The organism is Enterococcus sp. MMGLQ5-1 (assembly GCF_013155265.1).
In the GTDB taxonomy this organism is placed as follows: domain Bacteria; phylum Bacillota; class Bacilli; order Lactobacillales; family Streptococcaceae; genus MMGLQ5-1.
On sequence record NZ_JABJXU010000001.1, the window covers coordinates 134,268 to 149,248 of the forward strand.

Annotated in this window: 10 protein-coding genes; 6 read left to right on the plus strand and 4 right to left on the minus strand. The window is 35.4% G+C overall.

Annotated elements, in window-relative coordinates; genetic code table 11:
- Positions 1-14: 14 nt before the first annotated feature.
- On the minus strand, positions 15-2,033 hold the full coding sequence (locus HOY35_RS00660; RefSeq protein WP_283770034.1) for a heavy metal translocating P-type ATPase: 2,019 nt from the start codon (positions 2,031-2,033) through the stop codon (positions 15-17).
- Positions 2,034-2,288: 255 nt separating this feature from the next.
- On the opposite strand from HOY35_RS00660, the gene HOY35_RS00665 reads away from it, so the two are divergent.
- Both HOY35_RS00665 and HOY35_RS00670 read left to right on the plus strand, forming a co-directional pair.
- Complete coding sequence (locus HOY35_RS00665) at positions 2,289-3,326, plus strand: NADPH dehydrogenase (protein WP_172210095.1); 1,038 nt, start codon at positions 2,289-2,291, stop codon at positions 3,324-3,326.
- A gap of 65 nt (positions 3,327-3,391) precedes the next feature.
- Positions 3,392-3,766, plus strand: coding sequence for a VOC family protein (locus HOY35_RS00670; protein ID WP_172210096.1), 375 nt, complete (start codon positions 3,392-3,394; stop codon positions 3,764-3,766).
- Between the two features lie 824 nt (positions 3,767-4,590).
- Here the strand turns inward: HOY35_RS00670 and ppk1 are convergent.
- The 3 genes from ppk1 to HOY35_RS00685 form a co-directional block, all read right to left on the minus strand.
- Positions 4,591-6,738, minus strand: a complete 2,148-nt coding sequence (gene ppk1 / locus HOY35_RS00675; RefSeq protein ID WP_172210097.1) for a polyphosphate kinase 1 — start codon at positions 6,736-6,738, stop codon at positions 4,591-4,593.
- 67 nt (positions 6,739-6,805) lie between these two features.
- Positions 6,806-8,344 carry a Ppx/GppA family phosphatase gene (locus HOY35_RS00680; RefSeq protein ID WP_172210098.1) on the minus strand — a complete coding sequence of 513 codons (1,539 nt, stop codon included), beginning with the start codon at positions 8,342-8,344 and terminating at the stop codon, positions 6,806-6,808.
- Between the two features lie 446 nt (positions 8,345-8,790).
- Entirely contained in the window at positions 8,791-10,245 is a 1,455-nt protein-coding gene (locus HOY35_RS00685; protein WP_172210099.1) for a helix-turn-helix domain-containing protein, read from the minus strand.
- 356 nt (positions 10,246-10,601) lie between these two features.
- Here HOY35_RS00685 and HOY35_RS00690 point away from each other — a divergent pair, with 356 nt between their 5' ends.
- The 4 genes from HOY35_RS00690 (at position 10,602) to HOY35_RS00705 (ending at position 14,967) form a co-directional block, all read left to right on the plus strand.
- Entirely contained in the window at positions 10,602-11,417 is an 816-nt protein-coding gene (locus tag HOY35_RS00690; protein WP_172210100.1) for a (Fe-S)-binding protein, read from the plus strand.
- The gene (locus HOY35_RS00695) at positions 11,414-12,871 is read left to right on the plus strand and encodes a LutB/LldF family L-lactate oxidation iron-sulfur protein (protein WP_172210101.1); all 1,458 of its coding nucleotides are present in this window, start codon (positions 11,414-11,416) and stop codon (positions 12,869-12,871) included. Before HOY35_RS00690 ends, HOY35_RS00695 begins: the two co-directional genes overlap by 4 nt.
- A gap of 9 nt (positions 12,872-12,880) precedes the next feature.
- Positions 12,881-13,594 carry a lactate utilization protein C gene (locus tag HOY35_RS00700; protein WP_172210102.1) on the plus strand — a complete coding sequence of 238 codons (714 nt, stop codon included), beginning with the start codon at positions 12,881-12,883 and terminating at the stop codon, positions 13,592-13,594.
- A gap of 185 nt (positions 13,595-13,779) precedes the next feature.
- Positions 13,780-14,967, plus strand: a complete 1,188-nt coding sequence (locus HOY35_RS00705; RefSeq protein ID WP_172210103.1) for a DUF3114 domain-containing protein — start codon at positions 13,780-13,782, stop codon at positions 14,965-14,967.
- Positions 14,968-14,981: the final 14 nt, after the last annotated feature.

Sequence of the window (14,981 nt, forward strand, 5' to 3'; positions counted from 1 at the left end):
TATTTTTTATTATTTTAGTCAATACGTAGTAATAAGGCATTAATTGCCACGATAATCGTACTTAAGGACATTAGAATTGCGCCTAATGCTGGACTGAGCACAATGCCGGCGAAAGCAAGAATCCCTGCAGCCAATGGAATCGCAATGATATTATAGCCAGCTCCCCACCAAAGATTTTGTTTCATTTTTGAAGTGGTGTGCTTTGCTAATTTTAGGAATTGAACGATATCATGAGGATTACTTTTGACTAAAATGACGTCGGCAGAATCTACGGCGATATCCGTTCCGGCGCCAATTGCAATACCAATGTTTGCTCTAACGAGGCTCGGTGCATCGTTGATACCGTCACCTACCATCATAACGACATTGCCCTTGTCTTGATATTGGTGCACAATTTTTTCCTTGTCTTCGGGCTTTAATTCTGCTTCAAATGTATCAATTCCAATTAAATCTGCTATTTTTTTGGCAGCACTGGCATTATCACCGGTCAGCATGACGGGCTTAATGCCCATTTTATTAAATTGATAAATTGTTTGCTTGGCTTCAGGCTTGATTTCGTCCCCTTGTGCAACCAGCCCAATTGCCTGCTTGCCTACCAGTAAGAAACTAATTGAATTTCCCTTTTCAGCTAAAGCTTCGATAGCTGCTTGATTGTATTCAATGTTATTTTGTTTTAGATAGCGTGCGTTAACAATTTTCATTTCCTGACCGTTAACTTGACCAGAAATTCCGACTCCAGCGATATTCTTTAAATTTTCTGCAGTTGGAATATTTAAATTTAACTGCTCTGCCTTTCGAATAATGCCAAGGGCAAGTGGGTGTGCACTGCCTTTTTCCAAGGCTGCCATTAATGCTAATAGCTCTTTGCGGTGATAATTTTGATTAAAGCTTTGATAAGCCGTGACACTAAATTCACCTTCGGTTAAAGTTCCTGTTTTATCCATCATGACCATATTTACTTTTGAGGCTTGTTCCAGTGCCTTCCGATTTTTAATTAATAAGCCATTTTGAGCACCGAGTGAGGTTGAGCGAGCGGTCACAAGTGGAATAGCGAGCCCAAGTGCATGTGGGCAAGCAATGATTAGCACGGTTACCATGCGCTCTAAGGCTGTGTTGACGTTTCGATCAATTAATAGCCAAGCAATAAAAGTAATAAGCCCAACTGAAACGGCTATATAAAATAAGTATTTAGCCACCTTATCAGAGAGAGATTCCATTTTGGATTTATCCTTTTGAGCATTTTTCACAAGCTGCATCACTTGTGATAAATAACCAGCTTCACCTGTCGCTGTGACCTTAATCGTGATGGTGCCTGAACCATTTGTTGAGCCACCGATAACCTTATCTCCTGACTGCTTTTCAATTGCTTTTGCTTCTCCGGTTACCATTGCTTCATTAATGGTGGTAGTGCCAGAAGTAATAATGCCGTCAGTTGGCACCTTATCTCCTGCCGAGACCAATAGTTTCTGTCCAGCCTTAACAGCCTTTAAAGGTACCTTAGTAATATTGTCATGAGCATCAATTAGCTTTGCCTCATTTGGTAGTAAGGCTGCAATTTTTTGAACAGCATTGCCAGCTTTGGCAACAGCATTCATTTCTATCCAATGTCCTAATAGCATGATAACAATTAGAGTAGCAAGCTCCCAGAAGAAATCCATAACATGCTGGCTATGTACCAATATATTATTTTGAATAAAGGCATAGAGGCTATAAAAATAGGAAACGGAAATACCTAGCGCAATTAGGGTCATCATTGCAGGCTTTTTCATTGAGAGCTCCATTTTTGCGCCTGATAAAAATGGCATGCCACCATAAAAATAAAGAATTGTTGCTAAAATTAAAACGAGCCATTCAGAGCCGTTAAAGCTAATTGAGAAGGGTAAATTAATACCCATCATGGGTGATAATAGAATAATTGGAATTGCTAAAATAAGTGAGATGACAAATTTTAGTTTTAAGTTGCCCATATGCATCATTGAGTGATCCATCGCTTGGTGGTCCTCACCTTGGTGTGACATATGATTATGCTGCATAGAGCTGCTGTCGCTCATTGAGCTTGCATCCATTTCAGACATATGGCTGTGATGCTGCATTTCTTTATGCTGCTGTCCTGTATTCTGTACCTTCTTCTTATTTTTCATTTTTGTCCTCCTTATTAATCCACATCATTAGTTTACAACTGTAAACTTATAAAAGCAAATATTTGTCATTATAAATTAAATAATTAATAATAAGATAAGCACTGAATTAAAGTAGAAGTAATTTTTGAATATTTTAGGAGGCTAGGAATGGTAAGCATAGTAGATGAGTTGCAAATAAAGGGCTTAAAATTAAAAAATAGGATTGTGATGCCACCGATGTGTCAGTATTCCTCGCTAGCAGAGGATGGTCAAGTAACGGACTGGCATCTCCAGCATTATGCTTCTCGTGCTGTTGGTGGGGCCGGTCTAATTATCATTGAAATGACAGATATTGAGCCCGATGGTCGTATTACAAACCATGATTTAGGCTTATGGTCGGATCAGCAAATTGCTGGCATTAAAAAAATCGTAGCTGCTTGCCATCAATATGGTGCAAAAGTTGGGATTCAAATTGCTCATGCGGGTCGTAAGGCATTAGATGCCCAAGTACCTGTATCTGCTTCACCAATTGCCTATGATGATGCTTCAAAAATACCAAGAGAACTATCGACGTCAGAAATTGAAGCTATGGTTGAAAAATTTGGTCAGGCAGCTCGTCGTGCTGTGGCAGCTGGTGTTGATACAATTGAAATTCATGGGGCACATGGTTATTTAATTCATCAATTTCAATCTCGTTATACTAATCATCGAAAAGATATTTATGGTCAGAAATTGTCGTTATTTGGTAGCCAAGTAGTTGCTAGAGTTAAGCAGGAATTACCCAGCTCAATGCCATTAATTATGCGGATTTCAGCGATTGAATATGTTGAAAATGGATATGGTCTATCAGAAAGTCTTGATTTTTCGGCGGATTATCTTGCTGCTGGTGTAGATGTGTTTCATATTAGCTCTGGTGGCGAGGGACCAATTGGTAGCGGTGGTCAGCCCGGTGTGCATGCCGGATATCAGGTACCATTTGCCCAAGCTTATAAAGAAAGATTTGATATTCCAGTAATTGCAGTAGGCAAATTGTCAGATTATCAGCTAGCAAATGCAGTCATTGGTAATGAAGCGGCCGATTTGATCGCTGTTGGACGAGGTATGCTGCGCAATCCATATTGGGCGTTAGCAATGGCTGATCAATTAAAAGATAGTCATTTTGTACCAAAACAGTATGAACGCGCATTTTCAAGACATCTGAAATAGAGATGTCCAAAGTTAAATGGTATAATGAGCATTGTAGAATTGTTCAATAATGGAGGAATATAGTTATGAAAATGGCACATACATGTTATCGTGTAAAGAATTTAGAGGCTTCACTCACCTTTTATCAGGCAGCATTTGGTTTTTCAGAGGCTAGAAGACGAGATTTTCCAGAGCAAAAATTTACCTTGGTTTATTTAACCTTGCCTAATGATAATTATGAACTTGAATTGACTTATAATTATGAAAGCGATGGTTATGATTTAGGTAATGGCTACGGTCATATTGCGATTGCAGTTGAGGATTTAGAACATCAGCATCAGCTACATTTAACTAGTGGTTATGAGGTTACTGATTTAAAAGGCCTACCCGGCACAGCCCCATCGTATTACTTTATTAAGGATCCAGATGGCTATCAAATCGAAGTGATTCGAGCAAAATAGTCAATAGTAGCTAAAGAATTTAAAATTAATTAAAAAAAGAAATCAAGGATTACCTTTATTTCAAACTTTAATCATTTATTGGTTCAATGTCAAATTGAACTGATTTAACTAAAATGTTCAATAGGGCTGTTAGGCGGTTATCTTCGGATGACTGCCTTATTAGTGTAGTGGTGTTCAAGCTGAACTGGCTGCTATAGCTTTGGAAATACTTCTAAATTATGCGCCACACTTTATGTCATGCGGATTGCCTGATGTTTCTCGGAAACAAATCCAGATTCCAGGCTTCATCGCTGATTTATTGTGAAATTGGTATTGTTTTCCCAAAATATTAGATTATCTGCAAATAGAAGTGTGATTTCATTTTAGGAAGCCATACCATTTTTATCATTTTAAGAGAAAAAAAGAGGCTGGGACAAAAAGTCCTAACCCCCCTTCGTATTGTTCGTAAATTATAGGCTTTCTCTCTCAAAACTGTTCAAATAGATACGTCATCCGGTCAGACAGAAAGCGTCTGATCGAATAAACGAATGACTCGTCTATTTTTCACAGTTTTAATCAGAGAGAGGAAGCACTTTGGTTTACAGGCTTTCTCTCTCAAAACTGTTCAAATAGATACGTCATCCGGTCAGACAGAAAGCGTCTGACTGAATAAACGAATGACTCGTCTATTTTTCACAGTTTTAATCAGAAAGAGTAAGCACCTTGTTTTACGAGGCAATTTAGCATATTTTCTACGTCGTTAAACGTCTTTTGTTCCATCGCTTCTATTACAGAGCCAATTTGTCGACTGTCTGGGTAGACCATCAATTAGGTCTCTTTTTAAATTAACTATTTTGCCCAATATTTTTTAAACGATTTTGAATTCTTTTAAAAAATGGTGCTCGTTTAGTGCTCGCTATTAAAAGCTTATCTTTTTTTTCAATTGCAAGTGTCATAAATTTTTCTTGTGCATTAGTTTGCTGATTATCTGAGGTAATGCGTTGATATTGACCATCAGCATGTAATTGGTGGGCTTCATTATTATCGGCCAGCCAAATTGTTAATGCTTGGATGATTTCCTGCTTAATATCTTGATTTAAGATTGGAAATGAAATTTCGATGCGCTCATCCATATTTCTCGTCATCATATCTGCTGAAGAAAGATAAATGCGCTCTTCACCGTTGTGCTTAAAATAATAAATTCGGCTGTGTTCAAGGAAGCGACCAACAATACTGATAACGCGAATATTTTCACTGTAACCAGCTAAATTAGGTCTTAGACAGCAAGCACCACGAATGATTAAATCAATTTTGACACCTGCATTGCTAGCTTCATAAAGCTTTTCAATTAACGCCCGATCGGTTAGCGCATTGGCTTTCATAATAATATGTCCATTTTGATATTGATGATGTAAGGCGATTTCAGCATCAATATGCTCAATCAAGCTTTGACGAATATTATGTGGTGAAATCACAATGTGGTTAAAATGTGGTTCTTCTGAATAGCCGCTGATATAATTGAAGAAATTTGTGACATCTTCAACCATCTCAGCATTAGAGGTTAATATTCCCATGTCAGTATATATATTTGCAGTAATTTCATTATAGTTACCAGTTGCAAGGTGGACATATCTTTTAATCTGCTGATTTTTTTTCTTAACGATTAGGGCAACTTTACTATGCGTTTTGAGGTTGCTGACGCCATAAAATACATAACAACCGGCTGCTTCAAGTTCTTTTGCCCAGAAAACGTTGTTTTCCTCGTCAAAGCGGGCTTTTAATTCAACTAATACGGTTACCTGTTTTCCAGCTTCGGCTGCTTTTTTTAGGGCAGCAACAACAGGTGAATTTTTACTTACTCGATACAGTGTTTGTTTAATTGCAATTGTGTCGGGGTCGCTTGCTGCCGCTTCAAGAAAATTAACAATTGGTGTAAAGGAATCATATGGATGATGGAAGAATAAATCCGTTTGATCGATTTTACGATAAAGCATTTCTCCATTTAAATTAGCATCAGTATAGCCATGGAAACTTGGATAGGCGAGTTCTGGAAAATATGGCTTTAATAGACTGGTTAGCTTTCTTAAAAAGGTCAAATCCAGTGGTCCCTTGATAAAATAATAGTCCTTATGGTTAAGATCTAATTCTTCTAAAAGGGCATCAGTATAGAGTCGAAGTGTTTCGTTTGGGAGGCTACTGGATACTTCAATTCTAGATGCGCCACCCTTTTTCCTTTCAACGACATAATCCTCCATTACTTCAAGCAAATCTTCGACATCATCTTCTTGGATGCTTAAATCTGCATCACGAATAATTCTAAAAAGGAAGCTTGCTTTAATTTTGTAACCAGAAAAAATTTTATCAATATGGTGGGTAATAATATCCTCGGTTAAGACAATCACACGCTGGTCACTTTCTTCTAAGACAAAGAAGCGTTCAACAAGGCTTGGAATCGGTAAAATTGCAATATGCTCCAGACCCTCATATTCTAGTGCGATATAAATATGGATTGCCCCATCCTTAATGTGCGGGAAGGGGCGATATGCATCAATGCCGAAGGGTGACAGAACAGGAAATAAATCGCGGTCGAAAATTTGCGAAACCTGATCCTTTAAAGCATCCGATAGACCTTCAACAGCTTGAAATTGGATTTGATAGATGCTTAGTAAATCCACTAGCTGGCGAAAGGTCTGATACTGAAAGTCAACCTGATTATGATTTTTTTTAGAAATTTCTGAAAGTAATTCAACAGGTCCAAGTCCAGTTTTTGAATCAACCTTTAGATAGTTCATGCGAACCCTAGTATGTAGTCCCCCCACGCGAATTCTAAAAAATTCATCTAGGTTTGAGCTAGCAATTGATAAAAAATTTAATTTTTCAAGAAGTGGCGTTGATTCATTGATCGCTTCTAATAAGACTCTTTGATTGAAATCGAGCCAGGTTAGCTCACGATTAAAATACGGAATTGGTAATGCTTTTTCTTTATGCGACATTTTGCTCACTCCATCTATTTGATTGATACTTGCTATTAAATCATAACGGAATATTATTATTAAAATGCTAATTTTTTGTAAATATTATATTAACCGAGCCGTTAAGTAGGCTTTCAAGATGTTTTTTCTGACGATTTGCGCGATATGATTCAATTAGGATATCACCTGTGTAGTAGACAGTTAAGGTGTATTGTTTTTTGTCGTCCTGATTGAGTATAATCTTATGGATTTGATTGATATGAGAAGCAGTTAAGGTATCACTAAATTTAATTAGACCCCCAGCTGTTTGCAGCCACTTGATTTCCGCATTTGAAAACCACTCTGGGAAATTATTTAAATATTGCTTAAGCATGGATTTATTTTTGTAGCTTGCTAATAAAGCAATTGCGACCCGTTCGCGATGAGTTAAGCCGTTTAGATTAGAATTTGAAATTAGATAAAAAGTGTGCTGAGATGCTGCCTCGCTTTCTACATACTGACCGAGATAATAAAGCTGAGCACTATAGGCTAGAATTTTTGCCCAATTTTTGTTAGGTGGTAAAAAGTCATTTTCACTTAATTGCTTTGCAACCTCTTGGGTAACAGCAACTCGCTGCTTAGCTACGCTAGGGCTAACGCCATAAGATTGACCAAGACGGAGAATTGACTCATCAGCGATGTGGTCGGTTGAATAAGCATCTGGGAAATCCTGATTAATCTTTGTAATCATATAGCCTTCCCTAAGTCCCTTATTACAGAAAATAAATTCCTGAGCCTCGATTACCTTATATAGATTGATAAATACTAAGCTGGCAACTGAAATGATATCGGCACGATCTCTACTTAAGCCGTCCAAATTTTGTAATTCAGAAAAGCTAAGTGACCTGAAAAGATTCAGTACATCTTTTAATTCATCCTTGGACATTTCGTATTCATGATTGCCAGCTATTGGATAATTAATCATTTGCTGGTGAACATTGACAATATTACGAGCACTGCCTCCAATTGCAATTAGCGGTAGCTGACTTTTTTTTAGCCAACTAATATCTTGAAACTGTTCCTGTAAAAATGTTTCGGTTTTACGAATTGCTTTCTCATCATTATGTGCTTTGTTGGCGAAAAACATATTTTTTAATGTGACTGCGCCAAAAGGTAAGCTAATAAAGTGAACAGATTCTTTATTTTTAAAATAGGTTAATTCAGTGCTACCGCCACCGATATCAATTGTAATACCAGTCTTTACTTTGGTAGAATGGGTAATTGCGTATTGTCCGTAAGTTGCCTCCTCCTCTTCAGATAAGATGATTAATTCAATACCGGTTTCTTTTTTGACCCGCTCAGTAATATTAATGTTATTTTTTGCTTGTCTAATTGCTGCTGTTGCAATTGGATAAAATTTGCTGACCTCATATTCCTTTAGAATAATTTTAAAGCTATGCAGGGTATTGATTAAAGCGTCAATTCCCTTTTCGGACATTATTTTATCGTTGTCCAGATACTGAGAAAGTCTAGCTGTTACCTTAACGTTTTGCAGCTGATGCATCCTTTGAAAATTGTTAATTTTAAAAATAACGAGTCTGATTGTATTGGAACCAATATCGATTAAACCGAATTTTCCCTGAGTCATTTTTTCTCCTAATATTAATTATAGTTATGTTACTTTTAGCCTGTTAAGCATAAAATTTATCCAAATTACCCTCTTATACATAAGTTTAGAACATTATTTGATAAAATACAGTAATTTTACCTTTTTTTTACAATTAAACTTTTATTAATGTAGACAAATAGCTGAAATATAATCGAGTGCTTGTCTAGATTATGTGGCAGCACTTTTTTTGCTGCTTTTGCGTCGTTCAAAACTGCTTTGAAGGCTGTCATTTTTTGTGAAATTGGTATTCTTTTCGAGAAACAATTACGAATTAGACCGATAATGAATGGCTCGAAATATTGATTGGTCCAATTTATTGTAGAGCCAAAAAGACAAAGCATATTTTGAAAGTATACTTTGTCTATATTCTGAAGTATGGCTAGACCATACTTCAGAATATTAGGATTAAATTTCAGACTAAATAATTATAAATAGGTTGGATTATAATCATTTTCAACAGTAATAATCAATTGTTTTTCTATTGCCTTTAAATCTTTTTTCAGTACATATAAATTAATTGAAATAACAGGTATTTTTGAAGGTAGCTGTAAATTTAGATCGTCCTCTGTACTAATTATAATTTGAGCAGACCTTTGATTTTCAACAAATTCAAGATTAAAGCGGTTACTGAAATAGGTCCTAATTTGTTCCTGAACGTAGGTATTAAAGGGTGCTGTATATTCTGAGTATAAATATAATTTAATTTTAGGAAAATATGTTTGCTGTGGTAAAAGGGTAAAGCTTAAAATCATACATTCTGCTTTGAAATAATTACTTAAGAAATAGTCATCAGCCTGTTGACTAAATATTTGCCATATTTGATTGAATTTTTTAACAAAAAGTGGATAATTTTTTTCTATAAAATCATAATCGAATGGATGAGAAAAACTCAAAAGATAATCACTCAATTGGAGTACCTGCTTAGCAACTAGATGCTTATAGAAACGAAAGTAAATTATATTTTTTTGAGCTGGATTGATTTTTGATACCTCAGCTTCAAATATTTTAATCCATTTCAATGCATTAATAGGCATTGAAATTTCCTCAAGCGGTGCTAATTTGATAACTGAATCAATGGTAGAAGGGTCAGAAATAAAGATTGAGAGTATCATAAATTTCCATTCGGAATTTGACCAATGCTTTAAAAATTCAGGTTTTTCTTTAACCTTTATTTCTTTAAAATAAAAATTATTTTCAATAGTTTGATCTAAATAATGATTATTTTTAATTGAAATTGAATTAATAAAATAAGAAATGGCAATTGCATCAATATAGGCATCATTAATCTTTAAATCTAAGTAATTAAAGATTTTACGCGTTTGAACCAGATATTCTTCTTGGTTGACAACCCACCTTAAATTCGTTATTTTTCGATGAACTAAAAATAAGATATTGAAAAATAATGTTCTTATTTTAAATTCATTGCCAATAATTTTCATATTTGTTGCAATTGAGATATGAAGCTCAAACTTTTTTAGTGAATCATTAATTTCTTTTATTTTTCTTCTGAGTTGAGAAAGACTGACGTGTTTTTCAAGACAAAATTGTGTTGTACTGACATTACGCTTTAAGCAAATTTCTTGAATAATTTCATATGCGAGATCGCTACTGATTATGAATTCAATTAGTTTTAAGTTACTAACCTGATTATTTCGATTGAATTTAATGCCGTAACGTTGATTAATAATCATTTCAAATTGATTAGCAGGGTATAATTTTTCAATATCGTTTTGTAATTCCTGACAAACCTTTTTTATTGTTGATTGACTTGATAATTTAAGAATTTCGGTTAATTTTGAACTTGAAATAAAGTCAGATTGTTTTTCAAGTAGGTTAATAATTTCTAATTTTAGATAAGTTATTTTATTGATACCGAACACCTGATCCTCCATTGCCAATACTTTGCTATTTTTAAAAATAATTTTAAAAACTATAAAAAATTATTTAAAATTATTGAGTTACAGAAAGTATATTTTAAGAAGATGCTTAAATATAGTATTATGCTTGTTTTTATCCAGTGTGGTATAAAAATTGAACATTTACTGCTGTTATTTTGAACCCGAAATTGTAGTCTATATTTTTCATTTAAAGTCTTTTTTTTTTTAGAGCCTATCTTTTATTTTAAATACTTCTATTTTGTTATTTTATTTGATTGATTATTGTTATTAATTGTCAATTAATAACAATAAGACTATAATGACATCGTATTATTATTGAAATGAAGGTGAGGTAGGATATGAAGGTCGCAATTTATACAACCTGTGTTGTTGATTTATTATTTCCTAATGTTGGTCAGGCAGCGGTTGCAGTTTTAGAACGTCTGGGAGTGACGGTAGTTGTGCCTGATAAGCAGGTTTGCTGTGGGCAGCCAACGTATAATAGTGGTTATTTTAAAGAGAGCTGGTCTGTTATTCATAATGAAATTGATGCATTTATGGAATATTATCCTGATGTTGATTTTGTGGTTGGTTTAGCAGGTAGCTGCACGGCAATGTTTAAGGAATTTCCACGGATTATTGCTGAGGGAGATCCTCAAAAGGCTGACTATCTATCTAAAGCAATTCAATTAGCAGATAAAACCTATGAATTTACTCAGTTTTTAGTAAATGTTTTAGGCATTGTGGATTTAGGAGCTACTTTGAAGGGGACTGCAACCTATCATCGTTCTTGTCACATGACGCGTTTACTTGGCGAGCATCACTCACCCTTTGTTTTAATCAATCATGTCAAAGACCTTGAGTATCGTCAAATTCCACATATTGAAAATTGTTGTGGTTTTGGTGGCACGTTTTCAGTTAAAGAGCCATTTATCTCCGAAATGATGGTTAATGAAAAAATGAATGATGTTTTATCGACTGATGCAGATATATTAATTTCTGCCGATATGGGCTGCTTAATGAATATTGGCGGTAAGTTTAATCGTGAAGGACATCCCATAAAAATTATGCACATTGCTGAAGTTTTAAATAGTAATGTGGATATCAATCGGATTAAGATGCCAGATTTAGACGAAATATTAGCTGTCAAAAAGCATGATGAGGTGACGGCATGAGCTTAAAAACAAGTACACTAACAATGGAAAAGCGTTTAGAAAAATCCAAGGCAGACCAAGTGATGCAAGCCTCTGTCGCTAAGGCGCAAGATATGCAATGGGAAAAGCGTGAAGGTGCAAGACAAAAATTAGGTAATTGGGAAGGCTGGCGTGATTTAGGTGAACAGATTCGTCAACAGGTTTTAAATCATTTACCAGATTATCTGGACGAATTTGCCAATAATGTTGCTGAGCGTGGTGGTCATGTCTGCTTTGCAAAGGATGCTAAAGAAGCGAGAGCTTATATTGAAAAAGTAGTGAGTGACAAAAAAGCAAAACGAATTGTTAAAAGTAAATCAATGGTAACCGCAGAAATTGATTTAGACCAAATGATTGAAAAAATGGGCTTACAGGTCATGGAAACAGATTTGGCAGAGTTTATTTTACAAGAAAATGATTGGGATGAACCAAGCCATATTGTTTTTCCAGCGATTCATTTAAACCGTGATAATGTGCAAGATATTTTTAAACGAAAGCTAGGCTACACAGGTGACAATGAGCCTGTTAACGAAGCTAGAAAAGCGCGCGAGGTAATGCGTAAATACTTTTTGCAGGCTGATGTTGGTATTACTGGCTGTAATTTTGCGATTGCTGATCAGGGATTAATTAATTTAAATACAAATGAAGGTAATGCTGATTTAACGATTGGTATTCCTAAAACGCATATTGTTGTAATGGGAATGGAAAGAATTGTGCCATCAATCAAAGAAGCCGAAGTGCTTGATAATATGTTAGCGCGTTCTGCTGTCGGTCAAGATATTACGACCTATTGCAGCTTTGTTGGTCCTAAAAATAATGATGAGAACGATGGTCCAGAAGATTTTCATGTCGTAATTATTGACAATGGTCGAAGTGAGGCGCTTGGTACGCCCTTGCAACCTGTCTTACAATGTATTCGCTGTGGCTCTTGTTTAAATGTTTGTCCAGTCTACCGCCACATTGGTGGTGAAGGCTATGGCTCGTTGTACCCAGGTCCAATTGGTATTTCATTGACACCTGTGCTTGGCGGTTATGAGGAATTTCACGATTTACCTTATGCTTGTTCACTTTGTGCCGCTTGTGATGCGACCTGCCCGGTAAAAATTCCGTTACATGAAATTATAACAGAACATCGTAAGATTATGACTAATGATTTAAAAATGGGACGTGGGTCTTTTAATGATATGCAGATGCGAGTAATTGGTGCAGGTACGGGAAGTCCATTTTTATTTAATGGTGCAATGACATTTGCGCATACTGGCATGAAAATGTTAAGTCATAAAAAACCGATTGTTGTTAAAAATTTATATAATAATGGTGGTTTTATGAAAATGGGACCGGGAATGGTTAAAGGTTGGACAGATGTTCGTGATTTACCAATTGCGCCAAAGGCCAGTCATACATTCAGACGTTGGTTTAAAAAAAGAGATAAGTGAGGCTGAGAGATGGGCAATATTGTAAACAAGGATTCATTTTTACAAAATTTATATCAAAAATTAGGTAGTCAACCAGTTGATAGTCGTACTTTAGACTTTTTACCAATCAATGACTTACCTCACGAAACCTTGGCGGATAAAACACAATTGGAATTATTAGAAATCGCTAAAGCGCGCGCACCTGAAGTGAATGCTGATATTGTAACTGTTAATCTAGCACAGCTTGAAGGTCAGTTACTTGAGCTAGCCAAAAACTATGGTGGTGGTAATGTCTTATTGCCGACTGATTCACGCTTATCAGAATACGGTTTACTGGATTTCGGTGAGCAGGAAGTTGATTTAAATGTTCGCCATTGGCAAATCGGTGCTGAAAATCGAGCAGATAATATTGCTAACGCACAAGCTAGTAATGTAGCAATTGCTTTCGCTGAATTTTTAATTGCCGAGTCAGCTTCAATTGTAGTTGAAAATCATGCTGGTCAAGGGCGAACCTTACATTTTCTACCGACGCATTATATTTCAATCGTACCCTTTTCTAAGGTGATTGCGCGGACGACCCAATGGGCAGATGCCTATCAAGAAAAATTGGCAAATGGTGAAAAGCTTGGTAGCGATGTGACAATTATCTCAGGACCGTCAAATTCTGGCGATATTGAAATGGTTTTAGTTACAGGCTTACATGGTCCAATTGAAGTAACCTATGTTGTGGTTATGGATAAATAATTTCGAGGTCTGTTCATTTGGTTCATTTACCAAAGGGCAGATTTTTTTTGAAAAGCTGGTAAGCATTATCATGTTAAAACTTAATGATGAATTATCGTTGACTATTAAGTATAATTAAGGTGGTTGCTTCACTTTGGTGTTAATAATTTTCAAACTTTTATTTACTTGAAGGGAAGTGTTAAAAAATGGATATATTATTAGAGAAGCTTGCTGATAAAACCCGTGAAGAAAAGTTAAAATATCAGAAAAGCTTATCTAAACCACTTGATTTGCTAATTCAATTTGGCTTTTGGAATACTTCAGCCGTTGATTTTTATCTGGAAAAATTAATAAAAACGATGCAGCAATCCAGCTCTACCAATTGGTCTAAGATAATTCATGATTCTGAAGTAGAAGTTGCGAAAATAGGTTCACCTTTGTATTGTGAACTTTTAGGGCATAGCCAGTTAAATATGCCAGCGAAGCTAACGCTGATGCTAAAGCAACTTGGAGCTAGAATTGATTGTCATAATCAGCTTCAGATTGTTGGCAATTACTATTTTGATGAACGTTTATCCCCAGATAGCTGCTTTTGGGAGGCTTTAGCTAGCTGGATTCAAATCAGCTTTCCAAAAGGGCTATCAAAGAGAGCTTATCCAGATCTAGATGAAACCTTACTGCAGATTGTTTTTCAATTAAGGCATTTTATAGATTTACAAAATATTTATTATATTCGTAGTCATTATGCAGGTAAAACTGATTTTGATAAATTAAAAAATTATGCAATAAAAACCCAGCAAAAATTAGTTTATCGTGATCGTTCTCGTTTTCATAATCGAGTCTCCAAAATTCGTGATCCAAAAACGGCTAGCTGGATTAAAGCGCCCTTTTTACAACAGCAAAATGATAAGATAAAAACGGCAAACGGTTTGTCAGAGTTTATTATCAATGCGCAGACAGGTAGCTTTGTCACTCAATGGGATTATCTTAAGACAATCAAAGGAGAATATCTGTTAAAGAGAGGTCGTTTTAGGCAAGTTACAGGCATCACCCATGATTTAATCGATAGCAATCCCAAGCATTATCAGCTTCAAGGTAAGGTGGGGCAAATAATTGCCAACACAGAATCTTTTAACTATGATGCAGGCGATTTTCTAAGCGATTTATTATTCAAAGGAGAGATTGGGATTTTATTTGGTGAAGGGAAACATCACATTTTAGATATGCGTCATCATGGAAAAATCAAAAAAATTCTAGATTTTAAAATGAAAAATAAAGGCTTAGAATCGGATATTCGTGTTGTCGCTAAACATTATTGGCCATTTCCTGAAAAATATCATGAAACGATAAAAAATGAAAAACAATTAAATAAGTTATTAGTTGATTATAAATAAGTATTTTTATTTCA